At 44.4% G+C, this 22,359-nt stretch carries 19 protein-coding genes and 1 pseudogene; 4 read left to right on the top strand and 16 right to left on the bottom strand.

Translation table 11 applies throughout. The annotated features are described in order from the left end of the window. Positions 1-117: 117 nt before the first annotated feature. The 3 genes from epd (at position 118) to fbaA (ending at position 3,612) form a co-directional block, all read left to right on the top strand. Complete coding sequence (gene epd / locus FE392_RS00940; protein ID WP_319928357.1) at positions 118-1,137, top strand: erythrose-4-phosphate dehydrogenase; 1,020 nt, start codon at positions 118-120, stop codon at positions 1,135-1,137. A gap of 165 nt (positions 1,138-1,302) precedes the next feature. Further along, positions 1,303-2,469, top strand: coding sequence for a phosphoglycerate kinase (gene pgk, locus FE392_RS00935; RefSeq protein ID WP_319928356.1), 1,167 nt, complete (start codon positions 1,303-1,305; stop codon positions 2,467-2,469). Positions 2,470-2,535: 66 nt separating this feature from the next. Then, positions 2,536-3,612: a class II fructose-bisphosphate aldolase gene (fbaA, locus tag FE392_RS00930; protein ID WP_319928355.1), complete on the top strand. Its 1,077-nt coding sequence runs from the start codon at positions 2,536-2,538 to the stop codon at positions 3,610-3,612. Positions 3,613-3,776: 164 nt separating this feature from the next. On the opposite strand, the gene dtpB is transcribed toward fbaA, so the two are convergent. The 16 genes and pseudogenes from dtpB to FE392_RS00850 form a co-directional block, all read right to left on the bottom strand. Beyond that, positions 3,777-5,243 (bottom strand): dipeptide/tripeptide permease DtpB, encoded by a 1,467-nt coding sequence (gene dtpB / locus FE392_RS00925; RefSeq protein WP_319928354.1) that lies wholly within the window; start codon positions 5,241-5,243, stop codon positions 3,777-3,779. Between the two features lie 535 nt (positions 5,244-5,778). Then, the gene (gene hpaC / locus FE392_RS00920) at positions 5,779-6,297 is read right to left on the bottom strand and encodes a 4-hydroxyphenylacetate 3-monooxygenase, reductase component (RefSeq protein WP_319928353.1); all 519 of its coding nucleotides are present in this window, start codon (positions 6,295-6,297) and stop codon (positions 5,779-5,781) included. A gap of 22 nt (positions 6,298-6,319) precedes the next feature. After that, the gene (gene hpaB, locus FE392_RS00915) at positions 6,320-7,882 is read right to left on the bottom strand and encodes a 4-hydroxyphenylacetate 3-monooxygenase, oxygenase component (protein ID WP_319928352.1); all 1,563 of its coding nucleotides are present in this window, start codon (positions 7,880-7,882) and stop codon (positions 6,320-6,322) included. 273 nt (positions 7,883-8,155) lie between these two features. Further along, positions 8,156-8,713, bottom strand: coding sequence for a hypothetical protein (locus FE392_RS00910; protein WP_319928351.1), 558 nt, complete (start codon positions 8,711-8,713; stop codon positions 8,156-8,158). Between the two features lie 774 nt (positions 8,714-9,487). Beyond that, a pseudogene (locus FE392_RS00905) lies at positions 9,488-9,679 on the bottom strand (4-hydroxyphenylacetate 3-hydroxylase N-terminal domain-containing protein); the annotation flags it as partial. Positions 9,680-9,908: 229 nt separating this feature from the next. Further along, positions 9,909-10,478 carry a hypothetical protein gene (locus FE392_RS00900; RefSeq protein ID WP_319928350.1) on the bottom strand — a complete coding sequence of 190 codons (570 nt, stop codon included), beginning with the start codon at positions 10,476-10,478 and terminating at the stop codon, positions 9,909-9,911. A gap of 477 nt (positions 10,479-10,955) precedes the next feature. Beyond that, positions 10,956-11,870: a 4-hydroxyphenylacetate catabolism regulatory protein HpaA gene (gene hpaA / locus FE392_RS00895; RefSeq protein WP_319928349.1), complete on the bottom strand. Its 915-nt coding sequence runs from the start codon at positions 11,868-11,870 to the stop codon at positions 10,956-10,958. A gap of 50 nt (positions 11,871-11,920) precedes the next feature. Beyond that, the gene (gene hpaX / locus FE392_RS00890) at positions 11,921-13,303 is read right to left on the bottom strand and encodes a 4-hydroxyphenylacetate permease (RefSeq protein WP_319928348.1); all 1,383 of its coding nucleotides are present in this window, start codon (positions 13,301-13,303) and stop codon (positions 11,921-11,923) included. A 327-nt stretch (positions 13,304-13,630) separates the two neighbouring features. Next, a complete protein-coding gene (gene hpaI, locus FE392_RS00885; protein WP_319928347.1) occupies positions 13,631-14,434 on the bottom strand; it encodes a 4-hydroxy-2-oxoheptanedioate aldolase in 804 nt (267 codons plus the stop codon). A gap of 193 nt (positions 14,435-14,627) precedes the next feature. Continuing rightward, positions 14,628-15,431: a 2-oxo-hept-4-ene-1,7-dioate hydratase gene (hpaH, locus tag FE392_RS00880; RefSeq protein WP_319928346.1), complete on the bottom strand. Its 804-nt coding sequence runs from the start codon at positions 15,429-15,431 to the stop codon at positions 14,628-14,630. Between the two features lie 45 nt (positions 15,432-15,476). Then, positions 15,477-16,946, bottom strand: a complete 1,470-nt coding sequence (locus FE392_RS00875) for an NAD-dependent succinate-semialdehyde dehydrogenase (RefSeq protein ID WP_319928345.1) — start codon at positions 16,944-16,946, stop codon at positions 15,477-15,479. Between the two features lie 57 nt (positions 16,947-17,003). Beyond that, the gene (locus FE392_RS00870) at positions 17,004-17,399 is read right to left on the bottom strand and encodes a 5-carboxymethyl-2-hydroxymuconate Delta-isomerase (protein WP_319928344.1); all 396 of its coding nucleotides are present in this window, start codon (positions 17,397-17,399) and stop codon (positions 17,004-17,006) included. 23 nt (positions 17,400-17,422) lie between these two features. After that, the gene (hpaD, locus tag FE392_RS00865) at positions 17,423-18,298 is read right to left on the bottom strand and encodes a 3,4-dihydroxyphenylacetate 2,3-dioxygenase (RefSeq protein ID WP_319928343.1); all 876 of its coding nucleotides are present in this window, start codon (positions 18,296-18,298) and stop codon (positions 17,423-17,425) included. Between the two features lie 77 nt (positions 18,299-18,375). Then, the gene (gene hpaE, locus FE392_RS00860; RefSeq protein WP_319928342.1) at positions 18,376-19,842 is read right to left on the bottom strand and encodes a 5-carboxymethyl-2-hydroxymuconate semialdehyde dehydrogenase; all 1,467 of its coding nucleotides are present in this window, start codon (positions 19,840-19,842) and stop codon (positions 18,376-18,378) included. Beyond that, on the bottom strand, positions 19,839-20,603 hold the full coding sequence (locus FE392_RS00855) for a fumarylacetoacetate hydrolase family protein (protein ID WP_319928341.1): 765 nt from the start codon (positions 20,601-20,603) through the stop codon (positions 19,839-19,841). Before FE392_RS00855 ends, hpaE begins: the two co-directional genes overlap by 4 nt. Next, positions 20,600-21,232 (bottom strand): fumarylacetoacetate hydrolase family protein, encoded by a 633-nt coding sequence (locus tag FE392_RS00850; RefSeq protein WP_319928340.1) that lies wholly within the window; start codon positions 21,230-21,232, stop codon positions 20,600-20,602. The genes FE392_RS00855 and FE392_RS00850 overlap by 4 nt, the downstream gene beginning before the upstream one ends. 386 nt (positions 21,233-21,618) lie before the next feature. On the opposite strand from FE392_RS00850, the gene hpaR reads away from it, so the two are divergent. Next, positions 21,619-22,068 carry a homoprotocatechuate degradation operon regulator HpaR gene (gene hpaR, locus FE392_RS00845; protein WP_319928339.1) on the top strand — a complete coding sequence of 150 codons (450 nt, stop codon included), beginning with the start codon at positions 21,619-21,621 and terminating at the stop codon, positions 22,066-22,068. Positions 22,069-22,359 lie beyond the last annotated feature (291 nt).

Genomic DNA, 22,359 nt, shown 5'->3' with positions numbered 1-22,359 from the left:
TGCAAAATGTCTTCTCTGTCACAATATAGTTAATTTTTTGATGAATCATCAGTACAAGGCGTTACAGCTCAGTTATCCTAAGCGGTTGCATGACTACAGTGAAATTCAGGGAGTAACATGGCAATCAGAATAGCGATTAACGGGTTTGGGAGAATAGGGCGAAGTGTCTTGCGCGCACTCTATGAATCCGGGCGTCGAGCCGAAATTTCAGTAATTGCTATTAATGAGTTGGCTGGTGCAGAAGGCATCGCTCACTTATTAAAATATGATTCCAGTCATGGGCGTTTTGCGTGGGATGTACGCCTGAATAATGATTTATTGCAAGTAGGAGATGACAGTATTCGATTGTTTCACCAACCGGATATTTCAGCTTTGCCCTGGAAAGAATTGGGCATTGATATCGTGCTTGATTGTACGGGTACACATGGCGAGAGATCTGATGGGGAAGCCCATCTTGCCAGTGGTGCCAAAAAAGTTTTGTTTGCTCATCCGGGAGGAAATGATCTGGATGCAACCATAGTATATGGTGTTAATCACCATTCATTGGTGGCAGAAGATCGTATAGTTTCCAATGCATCCTGTACAACAAACTGTATCATTCCCATCATTAAAGTGTTGGATGATGCATTCAATATTGAGTCCGGTACGGTGACAACCATTCATGCATCCATGAATGATCAACCAGTGATTGATGCTTATCACCATGATTTACGCCGGACTCGGGCAGCCAGTCAATCTATTATTCCAGTTGATACAAAACTGGCTGCGGGGATCTCGCGTATCTTCCCCAAATTCAGTGATAGGTTTGAAGCAATCTCTGTGCGGGTTCCGACCATCAACGTGACAGCAATTGATTTGAGTGTGACAGTCAGTGCATCGGTCAATGTTGAAGATGTGAACCAACTCCTGCGAAAATCAGCGTCCAGAGAGTTTCATGGTATAGTGGATTATACTGACTTACCGTTAGTTTCAACGGATTTTAACCACGATCCCCATAGCGCTATTGTGGATGGCACACAAACGAGGGTCAGCGGGCATCACCTGATTAAAACCCTTGTTTGGTGTGATAATGAGTGGGGCTTTGCCAACCGCATGATTGATACGACGTTGGCAATGGCTGCAACTGGTTTTAATTAATCATCTGTTGTGTCGGATTATCTGTTGTATCAAGTGTTATACCCTATGGATTTCAAGGTGCGTCGCGGCTAACAAAGAGGCAACTTGTAAGATGATGGGTATATTGATAAACAGACACAGCAGAAGAATAAGTATTTTATAGAAGAATCAATGAGAGGATTCACCATGTCTGTAATTAAGATGACTGATTTAGATCTGGCGGGTAAACGCGTACTGATACGTGCTGATCTGAATGTGCCTGTAAAAGATGGCAAAGTTACTTCTGATGCGCGTATCCGTGCATCCTTGCCGACGATTGAGGCTGCGTTGAGTCAGGGAGCCAAAGTCATGGTTACTTCTCACCTGGGACGCCCTACTGAGGGAGAATACAACGAAGAGTTTTCATTGCAACCTGTCGTTGATTATCTGAAAGATGCAATTTCTTCTCCTGTTCGTCTGGAAAAAAATTATCTGGATGGCATTGAAGTGGCGGAAGGCGAATTGGTTGTATTGGAAAACGTTCGCTTCAACAAAGGTGAGAAAAAAGACGATGAAACGTTGTCGAAGCAATATGCAGCGTTGTGTGATGTGTATGTGATGGATGCCTTTGGTACTGCTCACCGTGCACAGGCATCAACTCACGGTGTTGCCAAATTTGCCCCGATTGCTTGCGCAGGCCCGTTGCTGTCTGGTGAACTGGAAGCTCTGGGTAAAGCGCTACGTAATCCTGCTCGCCCGATGGTGGCGATTGTGGGTGGATCTAAAGTTTCTACTAAACTGACTGTGCTTGACTCACTGTCTAAAATTGCTGACCAGCTGATCGTCGGCGGTGGAATTGCCAATACATTTGTTGCCGCAGAAGGGCATAATGTTGGTCGCTCCCTGTATGAAGACGATTTGATTCCAGAAGCAAAAAAACTGCTGGAATGCTGTAATATCCCAGTTCCTACCGATGTTCGTGTTGCGACTGAATTCTCTGAAACTGCGGAAGCGACACTGAAATCCACCAGTGAAATCAAAGACGAAGAGCAAATCCTTGATTTGGGTGACGAATCTGCTGAGCGTTTGGCTGCCATCCTGAAAGATGCCAAAACCATTCTGTGGAATGGCCCGGTTGGTGTTTTTGAATTCCCTAATTTCCGTAAAGGAACTGAAATTATTGCCCGTGCGATTGCTGAAAGTGATGCATTCTCTATTGCAGGTGGTGGTGATACTTTGGCTGCAATCGACCTGTTCGAAATTGCCGACAAGATCTCATACATTTCTACTGGCGGCGGTGCTTTCCTGGAATTTGTTGAAGGCAAGAAACTGCCAGCCGTTGTCATGCTGGAAGAGCGCGCTAACAATAACTAAGCTTTGCTGCAACTATAAACAGGCGGCAAAGGCTGCCTGTTCAATGTCAATACAGGACCACGTAACATGTCTAAAATTTTTGATTTCGTAAAACCGGGTGTCATCACTGGTGATGATGTTCAAAAAGTCTTTGCTGTCGCTAAAGAAAACAACTTCGCGTTACCTGCTGTTAACTGTGTCGGTACTGATTCCATCAACGCAGTGTTGGAAACGGCGGCAAAAGTACGTGCTCCGGTCATTATCCAGTTCTCTAACGGCGGCGCATCTTTCGTTGCAGGCAAGGGACTGAAAGCTGAAGGTCAACAAGCAGCAATTCTGGGTTCCATTTCTGGTGCTTATCATGTTCATCAGATGGCAGAACATTACGGTGTACCTGTGATCCTGCATACTGACCACTGTGCTCGCAAATTGTTGCCTTGGATTGATGGCCTGCTGGATGCGGGTGAAAAACATTACGCACAAACAGGCAAGCCACTGTTCTCTTCCCACATGATCGATCTGTCAGAAGAATCTCTGGAAGAAAACATCGAGATTTGCAGCCAATATCTGGCACGCATGGCGAAAATCGACATGACGCTGGAAATTGAATTAGGTTGTACTGGCGGTGAAGAAGACGGCGTTGATAATTCACATCTGGATAGCTCTTCTCTGTACACTCAACCAGAAGATGTGGCTTATGCTTATGAAAAACTTAACGCCATCAGCCCACGTTTCACTATCGCGGCTTCCTTTGGTAACGTTCACGGCGTATACAAGCCAGGTAACGTTAAACTGACGCCAAAAATTCTGCGCAACTCACAGGACTACGTTTCTGAGAAATTCAACCTGCCGCACAATAGCCTGGATTTCGTCTTCCACGGTGGTTCCGGCTCTACAGCAGAAGAGATTCAGGAAGCTGTCAGCTATGGTGTAGTGAAAATGAATATCGATACTGATACCCAGTGGGCAACGTGGGAAGGTATCCTGAATTACTACAAAAAGAACGAAGGCTACTTGCAAGGCCAGTTAGGTAACCCAGAAGGGGCAGACAAGCCTAACAAGAAATACTATGATCCACGCGTTTGGTTGCGTGCAGGTCAGGCTTCCATGGTTGTTCGTCTGGAGCAGGCCTTTAAAGAATTGAATGCGGTTGACGTGCTGTAAATCAAATCGTTATTCATGGCCCTATTTATAGTTTTTTATAATTCTATCTGACGGGCCCTTATAAAAAAATTCTCCGCCAATTCCTCTTGGGAATAGACGGAGAATTTTTTTACCGAGAACAGTTTTTAACTAAAACTGTTTTTAACGAAAAATAACTGGCCTGATTATGCCTTCGTTTCGCTTTTAATAATGCGATTCAGCCAAGGTACCATTATGGCCATGATAATAGTGACTATCAGGGTTGCCAGCCCGATTTTACCAAACACCCCGGTATACAGCGGTAAGGTTTGCAGCGGATTCGTCACACCTTCTGGTGCCGCAGTAAACGTAGCTACATAGCTCCCCAGAATGGAAGCTGCCGCTTGTGACAAGAACCACATACCCAGAATAAAGCCAGTCAGGTAGCTGGGAACAAATGCAGCGACCATTGCCAGCCCAAGCGCACTAATCATTAACTCCCCAACACTCTGGAACAAATAGACCAGTACGATAAACCACGGGGATGTAATGCCATTTTCATCTGCAAACAAACCGGAAGCAGCAGCAGTCAGAAAGCCCAGAGAGCACAGGAACATGCCGAAAGTAAATTTCGTTGGCATGGAAAAATCTTTACCTTTCGCCCCCAGTTTGGTGTAAACCAACGCCAGAATGGGGCTGACAACGATAATCCAGAAAGGGTTCAGGGCCTGAAAGCTGATGGGATTGACATTAAATCCCAAAATCTGGTGGTGGACGTTGTTGATGGCAAAGAAGTTAAGGGAGGTCGGCATCTGGTTATACAGGATATAGAACACAATAGCCTGAAGCATCAGAATAAAGGCCACAAACATTTTATTGCGGCCGACTTTGTCTTGCTTAAATGCCTGCCAGAAGAAAATGGCAACGACAACGACAGAAATTGTGGCGAGCACGATATTGGCAATTTTGATGTTGTGCAATAACCAGGCACAAATGCCAACCATCGCCACTGAACCCACTAGAACTAAAAACAAGGTCATATAGTTCAGAGGGGCATGATCCGGCTCTGAACCAATATTAGTGACCATACGGCGACAGGCTAAATAGACCAGCAGGGCAATAATCAGGCCAATACCACAGATATTGTAGGTAACAGCATAGCCGTACTTTTCCGCAATGATAGGGGCAATGGAGAGAGATACTAAGGAGCCAAGGTTAATCGACATGTAAAAGAGGGTAAATGCACCGTCTAAACGAGGATCTTGCGGTTTGTAGCATTTGGCCAACAAACTGGCAGGGTTGGCTTTGAAAAGGCCATTACCGACAGCTACGGTTCCCAATGCATAAAAGATCAATTCAGGCTCCATGATGGAAAGACCAATCATGAAATAGCCGATTGCCATGACTATCGCACCCAGAACGATAGTTCTCTTTGTTCCCAATAAATGATCACCAACATAGCCGCCGATGGAAATGAGGCCGTAGACTAATGCAGTAAATGCACCAAAAGTAATAAATGATTGTGTTTCTGAAAATCCAAGTTGTTTTACGAAATAAACGGCAAGGATACCTTGGACGCCGTAGAAACCAAAGCGCTCCCATAATTCCACAAAAAAGATCATGAAAAAGGGTCTTGGTTGATCCATTAAACCGGCCGGGGCGGCTTTATTCATAGTGAATGCCTCTGTTAGCTGTCATTCTGGTAGGCAATACATTTCAGATGATTATACCTCTGTTAACATTTTGGTAACATATTGTATTGCGCAGGTTGTGATTTTGTTTGTTTTTTCAGAGTGATCGTGAAGCGAGGGAGGTTAATATACTGGAATGGTATCTTCTCAACGATTGATCACACTAATACGAAAAAGTAATACCAGATCTGAAAGAATATTCACTAAATTAATATCAAAAAATATTAATATGATAGCTGTATGTTCGCAATTAAAGCAATTTGAATGATATTTAATCTTGTTAATTTATTGTTGGTTGAGAAGTAATCAAGAAAATAATAATAGTAATGATATTCAATCAATAAGGTATATATATTAAATTTTTGTTATTCATGATTGGATGATTGTGGGTTCTGAAACAATAATTGATTGATTTTGATGAAGGCCCTGTGATTAAAGAACCTTCATATTAGGCGTGTCTATTTACGCAGGATTTTAGTAGGTTGCTGTTTTAAAAAGATTTAAATGAAACGTTGTTTTAGGCACAGTCTGCCATGCTTTTATCCATGACTGGATGGAAATCGCGCTTAAAGTAAATTAATCCATGCCCCTCTTCGCGAACGATAATCTGCTTTATTTCTACCAGATAAACATAGTGAGTACCGACTTCCTGTACTTGCCCAATACTCCCTTCCAAGCTGGCAAGTGTCCCTTTCAACAAAGGCTGGCCCAATGCCCCTGAATTCCAGACATTTCGCTTAAAGCGTTCTTCCATGCTGATTCCAGTCATGCCAGCGAAATGACGAGCTATCAACTCTTGTTCATGACTCAAAATATTGACACACAGATGACGATTGTCCTGCAGCATGGCATTCATGGTACTTTTGCGGTTGATACATACCATTAAAGTAGGAGGCGTATCTGTCACAGAGCATACAGCTGTTGCAGTCATGCCACTCCGTCCGGCGGGGCCGTCCGTGGTAACGATATTCACCGCAGCGGAAAGGCTTGCCATCGCATTTCTGAAATGCAAGCTACGTTCATTTTCTACAGACATAATAGTCCTCCATGCTGCCGATTTATTTCAGCAGCTTATCTAACAGATTAATATCGTGGTTATTGTGTAGATGAGGCTGAGTCCAACCATTTAAATCATAGTCTGAAAGGCAGTTATCTACTAATTCCATCATCTTTTTCATATTGCCGGAGCCATGTGCATGACGCAGACATTGCAGTCGAATTTCATCCTGACTGCCTGCATAGTTGATCTCATATAATTCATGACGACCACCAAATTCACTGCCAATAGCATCCCACATTAATTTCAAAATCTTAATTCGCTCAACGTGGTCAATACCATTGGAGCCCCGCACATATTTTTCCAGATACTTGTTGATTTCTGGATTATGCATATCCCGTACACTGGATGGCAAATAAATCAAACCGCTGGTGACATTACTTTCAATAATGTTTTTGATTTTTGTATAAGCCATTGGAGCCATGACGCGATAAGTTTGTATTGCTTGAGTATCCGGCAGATAAGCACCATTTTCCCACGGCTTGGCTTCAGCCCACATGGCATCTGTCAGTGACCAGAACAAGTTGCGCCATGCGACAACTTCACCCAAATCGGCCTGAACTCCGCGAAAATCCACCACACCAGTACATTCAAGGCTCTTTTGTAACAGAGCTGTGATGAAATCCAGCTTTACGGCAAGGCGCACACAGGCTTGCATTGGAAACAGGCGTGCAAAACCACTTTGTACTGCCCAATTACGGGCGCGGTCAAAATCGCGATAAATTAGCACGTTTTCCCACGGAATTAATACCTTATCCATTACCAAAATGGCGTCATTTTCATCGAATCGGCTGGAAAGGGGGTAATCAAAAGGTGCTCCGGTAGCTCCGGCCACGAGTTCATAAGATGCGCGGGAGATTAATTTCACCCCATCGGCATCCATAGGCGCGACAAACATCAGGGCAAAATCCGGGTTATCCCCCATAACTTGAGCAGAGCCAAAACCGATAAAATTATAGTGGGTCAGTGCTGAATTGGTTGCGACAACTTTAGCGCCACTGACAATAATGCCGGCATCTGTCTCTTTTTCTATTTGGATAAAAACATCTTTTACCTGATCGGCGGGTTTGTGGCGATCAATGGGAGGGTTAACAATAGCGTGATTAAAATAGATAGCGCTTTCTTGAATGCGCTTATACCAAAGGCGGGCATTGTCAGCGAATTGCCCATAATACTCAGGATAGGCTCCCAATGAACAACAAAACGCGGCCTTGTAGTCGGGAGAACGCCCCATCCAGCCATAATTCAGGCGTGACCACTGTGCGATGGCATCGCGTTGTTGACGGATGTCATCCGAACTGGTGGCGAAACGGAAAAATTTGTGAGTATAGCCACCATTGCCGGTATCGGTATTCCAGCAGAGTACATCATGAGTTTCCGGGGCATGAAGGGCATCATACAGTTGCCCGACAGAAGCCGCCGCATTGCGGAACGCCGGATGTGTTGTGACATCCTTGACTCTTTCACCATAGATGTAAATTTCGCGGCCATCTTGAAGTGAACTCAGATATTCTTTACTGGTAAATGGACGTTTATCATCTGCACGCAAATCTTCTAGTTTCATGGCTACCTCATTATTGACATAATCCCCGATTTGACCTTGTTATTTATATGGGAATTAAATGTTAATTTAATGTTTCTTTATTTTAAATAATTGAAGCATTAAATAGATTTTATTGAAGAGATAATTAGAAGATTAGTGAGTACTTTTCGTTGATTTTTGGTTGGTTATAACAGAAATGTGATCTCCTTCGTGTTGTATATTCTATATGTACACGAAGAGGGATGAATTTCGGTTTTCTGCTTGCTCTATTTTAATGTCATTCAAGTATGAATATTAGTCGTATCGATAACGTAAGGTTAATGTTCCTGTTAATGGGATTTTTTCATAGTAAAGATAACTTGGGTAAGCTTGATTAGTCCAAGCATCACAAATAGTAGCTTCATGATCCCATGTGCTGGGATCATGAAGAATGCCTTTCGTTCTGCCTATAACGACAAATGAGTGATTATTTCTTGTTTCATGCTCGTCAGTTAATAAAAAAATATCAAGGGGTTTTGCTCCTAAAAATTTTAAGCGAGAGAAAGAAACGGCGGCTTTTTCTGCACAATTACCAAGATGGAATTCAGATGAATAGGCAGTGCGAGCCATTATTGTATGTAACATATTGTTGTTTGATAATTCACCTGTATCCACAAAATGATGAAACCCCCTCCTTTTAATAGTATCAGTGATAATGTTGCGCATATTAACCATGGAATCTTTATAATATTCATAAGTTAGAAAATCTCCATATGACTCAACGTTTACCCTATTCAGAGACATGACACCTATTTCTTTATTCACATAATTAATGGCTCTTCTAGCTAATAATATATTTCTGGCTAATGACATATCTATATATTCCTATGATTAGGAGAATTAATTTATTTTCATTAAACATTCGGCAAAAACCCCACCAATCGATTAAAAAACGGGAGAAATAAGCGGGGTCTCTAAATCCAAGTCGATAGGTTATTTCAAATTTCGGACTATTAATATACCTTATGGATTTCTATTCGCTTCTCATAGCTGGCGATCGAAGATTAATCGTTTTACCAGACTATACGCGATGCAACTTGAAATCAATTGGAAATAAATTGTGTAGGGAAAAATCCTTGTCCCAACAGGACTCCAGCAATAGTTATTGTGATTCCAGTGAGTTGTGCTGGGCGTATCACCTAGAGTTATTTGTATACCAAGAGCGAAAATTGGCACAAAATTGAAAAATATTGCTGATTTTTTGTCTGAGATGGTATTTTTAAACAGGGAAAACCTTTTAGGAGCCAGATAAGATGGTATTTTATATATTTATAGTAAAATATCAATAGTAATTAATTAGAGGGCAATTTATATACGATTAAATATTCGGAATATAGAATAATAATTTTGATGTAATAGTGGACACATTCATTACGAATTGTAGTAATATATTTCTGGCTAATGACATATCTATACGCAATGAATTTCAAGTTGCATCGCGGCGGCAAGGGAATTCATCCCCGGGAGCACAAATAACTATGTGACTGGGATGAATGAGTGTAGCCAACAAAGATGCAACTTGAAAGACGAAGGGTATATGACTAAGCAACGCTGAGATTATTGTAGATTTCGCAGATCTTCCTTTATAAGTTCTAAGCGATGAAGGGCACCATACAGTTGCCCGATTGAAGCCGCTGCATTACGGAACGCCGGGTGCGTTGTGACATCTTTGACGCGTTCACCATAGATATAAATTTCGCGACCATCTTGAAGTGAACTCAAATATTCTTTGCTGGTAAAAGGGCGTTTATGATCGGCTCGCAAATCTTCTATTTTCATGGCTACCTCATTATTGACATAATTCCCTTAATTAACCTTGTTAATAGTGCGAGAATTAAATGTTACTTTAATGTTTCTTTATCTTAAATAATTGAAGCATTAAATAGATTTTATTGAAGAGATAATTAGAAGATTAGCGAGTACTTTTCGTTAAAAATTGCTTATTTGTCTTTTAAATGTGATTAAGGATGTGCTTTTGTGGCGGCAATAATAATGGCAATTCTCTTTTTTATAATAAATTACAGGAATTATACCAATGAGTTTTAGGTGGATAACGATAGCGTAAGATTAGTTTACCCACGAATGGTGCTTTTTGACCATAAAGACTACAGGGATAGATCTGATTAGCCCATGGATCGCAAATTACAGATTCGTAGTTCCATGTAGTGGTTTTTGTATCCTTTCCTGTAACTCTACCAATAACTACAATTGTATGACCATTTTGCTCCTCGTTATCGGTATCAACGATATCAAATAGATCAATAGGTTTCGCTCCCTGTGTCATAAGATAAGAAAATGCGAGCATTGCTTTCTCTCCACAATTCCCCAACTTAAGTTCTATGGCCGCTATGTTAGTAAGAAGAATATACTTTCTCCAATAGTCATCAGAGCGTCTATTTCCAACAAGATTTTGTTCAATTGCTCCTCTTCTGCATTGTAACTCGTAATTGCGGTCACTTTTCTCATTTCTTTGCTCAGGGGTTTGGGTAGGAAGTTGATTCGGCGAGACAATACCGAGCTGAATATTCACATGATTAATGGCTTTTCTGGCTAAAAAAATATTTCTGGTTAATGTCATATCTAAACTTGCCTATGATAAAGAGAATTAATTCATTTCCCGACAACCACTTGGCGAACACCCCACCAATCGATTAAAAAACGGGCAAAGTAAACAGGGTCTTTAAACTCAAGTTGGTAGGCGATTTCAAATTTCAGACTACCACTATACCCTATGGATTTCGATTTGCTTCCCGTAGCTGGCGATCGAAGATTAACCGTTTTACCAGGCTATACGCAATGGATTTCAAGTTGCATCGCGTGACAAATTCGTCGGAAACGAATTTGCCCAGCCAAAGGCTGAGCAAAGGTCGAGAGGTTGGAGTCTTTCATTAATCCCCAAGAGCATAGAAACCGTGTGTTTATCGAAAAGGTGACTAGGATGAATGAGTACAGCCAACAAAGAGGCAACTTGAAAGACGAAGAGTATAAATGCATCTTGAAGTACGACGAGTATAGATAATTTCTGTGGCATAAAACGGGCGTATATCTCAGTGACTCATTGATTTCTTTCCCGCCAAACACTCGGCGAACATCCCACCAGTCGATTAAAAAAACGGGCAAAATAAGCGGGATCTTTAAATCCCAATTGATAGGCTATTTCAAACACCGGACTATCGCTAAACAGCAGCAACCGTTTTGCTTCCCGTAACTGACGATCGAAGATTAACCGTTTTGGCGGACGGTTGGCAAAGCGTCGGCACATATCTTTTAGGCGTGATTCTGTGATGCCTAATTTTTCTGCATAATCCGGCACGGTAAGATGTTGGTGAAAATGTTGATCAACCAATTGGTTAAAACGCTGGAATAGCTTTAATTCTCCCCGTAGCCCGCCAGTATGCTGATCTTCAAGGGGAATATTGCGCAATAGAAAAGTGAATAAGGATTGGGCCAGAAATGCCAGAGATTGCTCACGACCGGCAAATTGGTTCACGGATTCACGCTGAATCAGTGCCCAATAGTGATTGAATGTTTCCAGTTCATCGGATTTATCTGCCACAGAAAGGCAGATGGCAGGGATTTCAACTAATTCCCGATGGGTGGGATACAGTGAACTGAGCAATGGTGTAATCAATTCCTGACGGATCGTCAGTACATGGCCGTCAGTATCTTCCTGAGTAAAAAAAGCATGGGGAACGGAAGGCGGTGTCAGGATAAACAACGGTGCCTGAACAGAGTAGCGTTGTTCATCTAGTTGCAGCTCAATCCGCCCAGTCACCAGATAATGCAATTGGAAGAAATTATCATGTCGATGTGCCTGCATATCACGACCAAAAAATGCAGCCAGACGACCGAAAGTTTGATAGTGAACATCATCCGAGCCCTGTGTTTCATCATAATCTTTGCTGATATCGATATTGGCAATAATGGGCTTGGTCGCATTTATGGGTTTGGTAACATTGGATGCAGACATCGATTTTTCCTTTCCATATTTTGCTGGTGGTTAAGGTATTTTCTCGCCAGTTACGGTGTTTTTTGTGATCTTGTGTGCTTCATGGGGATCGCATAAACCACTAAAGCACCGATGATCAACAAACCTGCGATAAAATAGAGTCCCGCATTAAAGCTGCCGGTCAGATCTTTCAACCAGCCGATCAACAGGGGGCTGACAGCAGATCCGATATTTCCCGTTGCATTGATCACCGCAATTCCGACTGCACGGGCACGCAAGCTGATGGATTGATCCGGCGTTGTCCAAAAGACAGCCATGGCTGTAAACGATCCGGTTGAAGCCATGATGATCCCCAGCAGTTGCACCATGCTGTTATCGGTCAGGGAAGTTAAAATCCAGCCTGCGGCCGCAAACAGATAGGGAAGGGTTATGTGCATTTTGCGCTCTTGCAGGCGGTCAGAGCGCCGGCTCCAGTAAATCATGCCTAAGATTGTGCAAAATTGCGGAATGGCTGTGAGAATACCAATAACTACGTGGCTGCTGCCCTGATTAAAACTTTGCATGATCTGGGGCGTCCAGATGTTAATGGCGCTCAGGGTGTTAGTCAGGCAAAAATAAGCGAAGGTATACATCAGGACGATTGGGGTAAAAACTTCACGCCATAAACTGACTTTTTGCTCGGGGAGATCATTGGCCTGTGCCGGAGAAAGCCTGTCATTTTCCATCATTTCCCGAAGGCATTGCTTATCCTCACGGGTGAGCCATTTGGCTTTATCCGGAGAGTCAACCAGATAGAACCACACCAAGAAGCCAAGCAAAACAGAGGGAAAGCCTTCCAGTAAAAACAACCACTGCCAGCCATGCAGGTTCCAGATGCCGTCCATTTCCAGAATATAACCGGAAATCAGAGAGCCGAATGCCATGGTTACAGGCATGGCTATCATAAACAGGGCATTGGCGCGGGCGCGGTAATAGGCTGGAAACCAATAAGTCAGGTAAACCAGAATTCCCGGCAAAAAGCCCGCTTCCGCAATGCCTACCAGCATACGCAGGATATACAGGCTGGTGGGGCCGGTTGCAAACATCGTCGCTGTTGAAGCAATGCCCCATAACACCATAATGATCGCAATCCAACGACGGGCCCCCACAATGCCGAGCATGATATTGCTGGGAATGCCGAAAATCACATAGGTGGCATAAAACAGAGTAGCTGCCAGCCCAAACATGGTGGAAGTCAGGCCAAGATCTTTGCCCATGGTTAAACCGGCAAAACCAATATTGATGCGATCGAGAAAAGAAAAGACAAATAGGACGAAGAGAAAGAGGATCAGGCGGCGAAATAATTTATTGATGACTTGTTGTTGCTGGGCAGTGAATTTTTGATGTTGATGAGGCGAATGGTTTAAATCTGGTGGACTGCCCGATTGTGGTACGGTGTCAGGTGAAGTGCTCATTGTCGTTTCCTTTTTATTGTTATATCCCCTGCGTTTTTCAAATTGTCTCTTTGTTGGCTGTGTTCATTCATCCCAGATACCGTTTTTATAAACATACGGTTATTTATGCTGCCGGGATTTAATGGAAGGCTCCTGCCTTTTGCTTATTCTCAGCCTTGCGTCGGGAAAATTCGTTTCCGACGAATTTGTCGTTCCCTCTGCCATAGCGATGCAACTTGAAATCCATTGGGTATGAAAAATGTTGTTTGGAAAACTGTTATCAGGAACTTCAATTGCAATGACGGGCGCCGTGTTAACACCCGCCTTTTATATTGTCTGTATCGGGCCTTAATAAACATCAGATGATGGTTTCTGTCCTGACTTGGATTTGTCGAACTGTTTTGCCAGAGCGGTGGCTCCGCTGACCAGCAACGTAGTATCAACCCCCACGGCAATGAACAGTACGCCCATATCAAGATAATGTTTGGCGATATCAATATTGCTCATCAAAATGCCGGCTGCTTTGCCTGATTTCTTAATCTGGTTAATGGCTTGTTCAATGGCTGCTTTAACGTCAGGGTGTTGGGGATTATTAATATGCCCCATGTCTGCACTGAGATCTGAAGGGCCAATAAATACGCCATCAACACCTTCGACTGCGGCTATTTCCGCTATATTTTTTAATGCTTCACGGGTTTCTACCTGCACTAACACGCACATTTCATCATTCGCGCGAGAAAGATAATCAGGAATGAGATTCCAACGTGCGGCCCGAGCCAATCCACTGCCAACGCCGCGAATGCCGGCTGGGGGATAGCGAGTGGCCTGAACCGCTTGGCGTGCTTGTTCCGCATTCTGAACCATCGGAATCAACAATGTTTGCGCACCAATATCCAGCAATTGCTTGATGATCACCGGATCATTCCACGGTGGGCGAACAACGGGCTGGCTCGGATAAGGTGCAATGCTCTGTAATTGGGAAAGGATGGTTGGAATATTGTTAGGGGCATGTTCACCATCAATCAATAGCCAGTCAAATCCCGCTCCAGCCAGAATTTCTGCGGTGTATCCACTGCATAGCCCAAGCCATAATCCAATCTGGGGATCTCCGGCTTTCAGGGCTTGCTTAAATTTATTCGTTAATTGATCCATGAGATTTCCTCTTCATTTCCGTCGTTTTTCCAGTTACCTGTTTGCTGGCTGTATTTATCATTGATTCCGGACATTATTTTTATAGCCACATGTTTATAACCACGTGACTATCTATGTTCCCGGAGGGCCATTTCCTTGCCACTCAGCGCAACTCGAAATCCATAGGGTACAGATCTTAAAATTGAAAAATGCGTTAAACAAAATGGCAGCTAATTGTGCCAAGGACGCCATAATCCACATGAAAGGTATCCCCCTTGCGAGCGGGGATCGGTCGGGTGAAAGAGCCGGACAGAATGATTTGGCCTGCTTCAAGTTGGACATCATGTTGAGCCAGCTTGTTGGCAAGCCATGCAACCCCATTGGCAGGGTGATTGAGAACTGCGGCGGCAACACCGGATTCTTCAATCACACCATTGCGATAGAGCAGGGCGCTGACCCAGCGCAAATCCAGCTCATCCGGTTTTATTGGGCGCCCTCCCATAATGACACCGCCATTGGCGGCGTTGTCAGAAATCGTATCAAACACTTTGCGCGGGCGCTGCGTTTCAGGATCGATGTTGTGACAACGGGCATCAATAAGTTCCAGCGCCGGAATAACGTAATCTGTCGCATTATAAACATCAAACAGCGTACAACCCGGGCCGCTCAGTGGTTTTGCCAGCACAAACGCGAGCTCAACTTCAATGCGTGGCACGATAAAACGTCCACAAGGTATGTCACTTCCGTCTTGAAAGAACATATCATCCAGCAAGGAGCCATAATCAGGTTCATTAATCTGTGAACTGGCTTGCATGGCCTTGGACGTCAAACCAATCTTGTGCCCTTTGAGGACCCGGCCTTCCATGATTTTCAAATTGACCCATTCACTTTGGATAGCGTAAGCATCCTCAAATGTTATCTCTGGATAATCCAATGAGATTTGGCGGATTTGCTCACGATTTTTTTCTGCCTGGTGTAAACGGTGTGCAACCTGTGATATGACTTCTTGCTGTAGCATAGAATCCTAAGCTCCTTTAGTGCCTAATCAACCAAAAGCGTTTGATTAACCAAAAGTGTCTAATCCGCCAAAGCAGAGGTATTTCACTTCCAGATAATCTTCAATGCCGTAACGTGAGCCTTCGCGCCCCAGCCCAGATTGTTTTATACCGCCAAATGGTGCGATTTCGTTAGAAATTAAGCCCTCATTGATGCCGACCATACCGCTTTCCAGCGCTTCTGCCACCCGATAAATCCGGCTAATGTCACGAGAATAGAAATAGGCGGCCAGACCAAATTCGGTGTTGTTGGCAATGCGGATGGCTTCATCTTCATCACGGAATTTAAACAAGGGCGCCAGTGGGCCGAATGTTTCTTCATGGGCGACTTGCATCGTTTCGGTGACATTTGCCAACACAGTTGGCTCAAAGAACAGCCCTCCCAACGAGTGGGATTTGCCGCCAGTCAGGATGCTGGCACCGTTGGAAACAGCATCGCTGATGTGTGCCTGTATTTTATCCACCGCAGCCTGATTGATCAGTGGCCCCTGTTGTGAGGCTTTTTCACTGGCTGGGCCGACTTGAAGCTGTTTTGCTGCGTTTGCCAGACGTTCGGCAAATGCATCGTAAATACCTTCCTGAACCAGAATGCGGTTGGCACAGACACAGGTTTGCCCGCTGTTGCGGAATTTTGCGGCCATTGCCCCCGCTACAGCGGCATCAATATCTGCATCATCAAATACAATAAAAGGTGCGTTGCCACCCAGTTCGAGGGAGAGTTTTTTTACCGTATCGGCACTTTGTGCCATCAATAACTTGCCGACACGGGTAGAGCCGGTAAATGAAAGTTTGCGTACAATAGGACTTGCTGTCAGGACTCCACCAATCGCTTTGGCATCCATTCCTGTCACAATATTCAAAACACCAGCCGGAATGCCGGCCTGTTCCGCCAATGCCGCCAGTGCCAATGCGGAAAGCGGTGTCTCCGCTGCAGGTTTCAGCACAACTGTACAACCCGCAGCCAGTGCCGGGCCAACTTTACGGGTGATCATGGCATTGGGAAAATTCCACGGAGTAATGGCAGCCACAACACCAATCGGTTGTTTGATGGTGGAAAGGCGGCGGCCTGGCATCGGGGATGGCATGGTTTCACCATAAATGCGTTTGCCTTCTTCTGCAAACCACTCAATAAAATTGGCTCCGTAAGCGACTTCTCCCATCGCCTCAGCGTGGGATTTACCTTGCTCGGTACTTAAAATGGCGGCTAAAGCGGTTTGGTTTTCCATAATTAAATGGAACCACTGCATTAGTTTTTGACTGCGCTGCTTTGCGGTCAGTGCCCGCCATGCAGGCAGGGCACTCTGTGCGGCGTCAATGGCACATTGAGTCTCTTTGGCACCCATATCACTGACATTGGCTATTACTTCACCGTTGGCGGGATTGGTCACTTGAAAGGTCGTTTTGCTCTCTGCATCAACCCATTGACCATTGATATAAGCCTGTTGGCGCAGCAATGATGTATCCAGATGACTTGTCATGGTTTCCTCTTTAACTTACAAAAAAGTGAACTTTAGTGTGCCAAATTATGCCACCTATCATTGTGGTTCTTTTGTTTTAAACAGGCTATGAACGTTATTGGATTTATAATTAAGCACAGGATCGAGTTCTTCCATGCTGAAAGATAGGCCAAGATACCGCTGTGCCATTAAATCGGCAAAATGTGCCTTGATTAAGGCGAATAACATTTCCCCCACTTTTTGTTGGTCTTCAAGGCTGCGTCCGGCACCAATTTTCAATGTCATGTGAACAAAGGCATAGTCGTGCTTACCATCAGCCATTTGCCATGTATCCAGCCAAATGGCACGGCTGCGGATGCCGCCCACGGGGAAAATCCCGGTCTCTGCCAGTGCTTGATTTACTTTGGCAAACAACACCGGCAGGTTTGCATCAGCACGTATATTGTCAGTACATTCAGCATAAAAATGTGGCATGGTTTGTTCCTGTCAAAAGTGAGTTAAAGGCGATGCTCATTGGCAGTATAGTCCGGCAATGGGAAAACAGCATTGACCTGTCCGGTGCCTGAACTGGCAAATAACTCCGTTAAAAATTCCACCTTGCCGTCATAGCGATCCCAGCCAAGCAGGCCGATCAGCATCACCGTATCGTGCATATTGCCTTCACCCCGACAATATTGCGCATATTCTGGCAGCATTTTGCAGAATTCTTTGAACTTGCCTTCTTTCCAAAGTTGTACAACCCGGCGATCCATTTGCTCATCAAATTCACGGGTATAGCTGTTCATGCCTTCTTCAGCACGTTGATCATCAATAAAGCTGTGTGAAAGCGATCCGCTTGCCAGCACGGCAACTGTACCATCGTATTTCTCAATGGCCCGGATAATCGCTTCACCCAGTTTACGGCTGTCTTCAAAAGCGTGAACGGTACAAAAGGCGGAAATTGAAATGACCTTGAAATGGCGGTCGCTGTTCATGTAACGCATGGGAACCAGCGTGCCATATTCCAGTGTCAGGCTGGGAATTTCATGGGATTGGGCCCGAACTCCCATCTGGCGGGCTTCTTCCGCAATCATTCTGCCCAGTTCAGGGTTGCCGTCGTATTCATAGGTCATATCGCGGATGAAATGTGGCAATTCATTGCTGGTGTAGGTACCGGAAAAATGGTCGGAACAGTTAATGTGATAGGCGCTGTTAACCAACCAGTGAGTATCAAATACGATAATGGTATCGACACCCATTTCACGACAACGGCGGCTTATTTCTTTGTGCCCGTCAATTGCGCCTTGCCGGCAGCCGTGGTGCTTGCCGGGTAATTCAGACAGATACATCGAAGGTACATGTGTAATTTTTGCTGCTAACGCTAACTTTCCCATAAATCCTCACTTGATATCAGGGTCGAGAACGATGGTTAACGCTGAGATTGCCCGTATTCCTGATGCGTTTTGATGAGCTAAATTCCCCAACGAGGAATAGGATGCTCTCCCATTGAAATGCAAACATTCTTCACTTCAGCAAAGACTTCAAAGCTGTACTCTCCACCTTCGCGACCAACCCCGGAGGCTTTTATGCCGCCAAATGGCTGGCGCAAATCACGAACATTCTGTGAGTTGACAAACACCATGCCCGCTTCAATGCCACGGGCCAGCCGCAGGACTTTGCTGACATCTTGCGTCCAGATATAGGAAGCAAGGCCATATTCCACATCATTGGCCATCCGCAATCCGTCCTCTTCACTCTTGAACGGCAGCAGGCAGGCGACAGGGCCGAAAATCTCTTCTTGTGCCACGCGCATGCGGTTATCGACATCCGCCAAAACAGTAGGGCGCAAGAAATTGCCGTTCTTCAAATGATCAGGCAAATCGATCGGCTTGTCGGGGCCACCTGCCAGCAGCGTTGCACCTTCCTCGATTCCCAATCGAATATAGTTGGAAACTTTTTCCCAATGCTGACGAGTGATAAGGCTACCGACCTGCGTATTGGGATCTTGTGGATCACCAACACGCAGGCGATTGGCGCGCTCTGCAAAACGTTTGACGAATTCGGGGTAAATGCTTTCTTGAATGAAAATGCGGGAACCTGCGGTACAGCGCTCTCCATTGAGGGAGAAAATAGTGAACAAAGCGGCATCCATAGCGCGCTCGATATCGGCATCTTCGAAGATAAGGACTGGGGATTTTCCTCCCAATTCCATGGAATATTTTTTCAGCCCGGCATTTTGCATGATCAGGCGGCCGGTTGCCGTTCCCCCGGTAAAAGAAATGGCACGTACATCATGGTGCTTCACCAGTGCATCGCCTGCGGTATTGCCATACCCTTGCACCACATTCAGTACCCCAGCCGGGATGCCTGCTTCCAGCGCCAGTTCTCCCAAGCGGTTGGCACTCAATGGAGAAAGCTCAGACATTTTCAGGACGGCGGTATTTCCCAGAGCCAGGCAAGGGGCGACTTTCCATGTTGCAGTCATGAACGGCACGTTCCAAGGAGAAATGAGCGCACAAACTCCGACTGGCTGGACCAACGTATAGTTGAGCATTTTGTCATCGACGGGATAGGTGTGCCCGTTCATCTGCTGGCAAACTTCAGCGAAAAACTCAAAGTTATGGGAAGCCCGGGGGATCAATACATTTTGTGTCTGGTGGATGGGCAGGCCGGTATCTTTGGTTTCCATCGCAGAAATATCAGGAACATTTTGGTCAATCAACTCACCCAGACGGCGCATCAGGCGTGCACGTTCCTTCATTGGCATGTTTGCCCATTTGGGAAAAGCCTCTTTGGCGGCGGCGACAGCCTGATTTATCTCTTCCTGCCCACCAGAGGCAACACGGGCCAGCACTTCACCCGTTGCGGGATTTGTAGTTTCGAAATACTCTTTGCTGGCGATGTTTTTGCCGTTTATCCAATGATTGATGGTATTCATGACAAACTCTCCTCATATTCTTGCTGGCTGACAATGTGATTGACCAAGCGCCCCACACCTTCAACTTCCACAATGACTTCATCCCCCGGCACAACATCGGACAGCCCTTTGGGCGTACCAGTGGCGATCATATCCCCGGGCTGGAGCGTCATAAAATCACTGAGGTAGGCTATTAGGAAAGGAATATCAAAGATCAAATCGGCGGTTGATCCCTGTTGGCGAAGTTCACCGTTTACCCACGTTTTCAAGCAAAGATCATGGGGATCGGAAACCTGATTTTTGTCGACGATCCACGGGCCAATCGGAGTCAGGGTATCGCGGCTTTTTACACGTAAATTGGGTCGGTAATAATTTTCCAGATAATCGCGGACAGCATAGTCATTGCATACGGTATAACCGGCAACATAATTCATGGCATTTTCTGTGGAAACCTTGTAGGCAGGCTTGCCGATAACAACAACCAGCTCAGCTTCATAATGCATGTATTCCACATTATCGGGGCGCACGGAAACCTGACGATGCCCTGTTAAGCTATTGGCGGCCTTGATGAACACGAGGGGTTCTTCCGGTGGCTTGAATTCCAGCTCCGTAGCGTGGTCGGCATAATTCAGCCCTAATGCGAACAGGGTTCCGTTGGCTGGGGGCAGCCATATAACTTGCTCACCGTGTACTGTACTTCCGTCAGGCAGAATGACATTTTCCTGCTCATCAACAGTGACATCCAAATCCTGGCCTTGATAATGAATTTTTGCCTGTTTCATGCCCGGCCTCCTGCTAATACAACAGTATTGTCCAGATTGGGAAAACCCTTGGCCTTGACGGTAATTTTATCGGTTGGGCGAAGTGTCACGCGTTGATGGGGAGTGCCCAATAAAATAATATCTCCTGCTTTCAAGGTCGCGAATTCACTCAACGCGGATAACAATTCAGGTGCGGAGCGGACAAGATCAACGGTTGACCAACGATCGACTTCATAGCCATTGATTTCAGTCACGATATCAAGCGATTCTATCGCGCTGGTTTTGATCATTTGACCTATCGGGCAAAAACCATCCCGGCATTTTGCTTTAATGGCCGGACGGTAAAATGAGGTTTCTGGTAAGCTGACTTCATTTGCCAATGCATAACCGGCGATATACTGATTGGCATCCTGCACAGATATCTTGCGTGAAGTTTCGCCAACGAAAAGTGCCAGAGTTGCACCGCTTTGTACCGTTTCACCAATGGGGTGGGGGATCACATCTCCAGAGCCGATGACGGTATTGCGTGGTTTGATAAACCAAATTGGAGTTTTTGGGGGGGTCTTATAAGGTGCTTCGTGAAATGCCTCATGCCAGAAATCGAGCTGGCTGTTATGATTGAGGGCTACGGCAAAAACAGTACCTTTCATTGATAACTCCCTGATAGCTGTACGACGTATCACAAGACTATTTGTTAACATATTAATAAATCATATGTCGGCAATCTTCAATATGTTAATTTGATTGTTAATTTTAATTGTGATCTGTGTAACAACACGCTGTTTGTGATTGTTTTTATCAAATAAAGATCAAGCTGTTATATTTTAGGAGAGGTCATTTGGGTTTGAATTTAACTTTTTTTTAACTTTTTTTCTGCCCGATAATTTTATTTATTTGTTAATGTTGAAGTCTTTTCCCTTTGTGGATAAATATGAGCGTGTTAGTCTTTTTGATGTTTATGTTGTCTATAATAAGTAGCGCGTGCGTTAGATTTATAGAGAATGACTGGTAATTAACTAAAGAGTCACTTTTACTTATGCATGAATCCCTGACAATTGCATTACTTCAAGCGCGGGAAACCGCAATGGGTTTTTTCCGTCCCATTTTGAAGAGCTATAATTTAACAGAGCAGCAATGGCGTATTATCCGTGTATTGGCGAGCAGCCGTTCAATTGATTTTCACGATCTGGCTTGCCTTACCTGTATTTTACGCCCAAGTCTGACTGGCATTTTGACGCGCATGGAGCGTGACGGCCTTATATTCCGTCTTAAGCCCATGAATGATCAGCGTAAGCTGTATGTCTCTTTGACACCAACAGGCCAAGAACTTTACGAACAGGCAAAAGGGGAGATTGAAGAGGGTTACAAAGCGATTGAGCAAGCCTTCTCTCCAGAAAAATTAGACCAACTTTTAAGACTGTTGGATGAATTTATAGCTATTGGCAGCCATTCTCAAGAAGACTTAGATGAAGAAAATGAAGTGTAACTTGATGGTTTTATTAATGTGTTAATTAGCTGACTGTTCAAATAACACAATAAAGACCGCCGGAATGAATTGCATATAGATATTATGCAGTATATTGCGGTGGTTTTTTTGTATTTATTGATATTATCTTGGGAAGAATAACCCAAATTAAACTTTATTTTTAGTAAAAAAATTAAAGTATTTTAAATTATAGGACGCATACGAACTGTCATAGTGCTTTTGCAATTTAAACTAATGGAATTGCAATTTTCTCGATTAGTTAACATCTATATCCCTTAATATACTATTCAT

The sequence above is a fragment of the Xenorhabdus santafensis genome, assembly GCF_033949405.1.
GTDB lineage: Bacteria > Pseudomonadota > Gammaproteobacteria > Enterobacterales > Enterobacteriaceae > Xenorhabdus > Xenorhabdus santafensis.
This window is presented reverse-complemented; position numbering and strand designations above follow the sequence as displayed.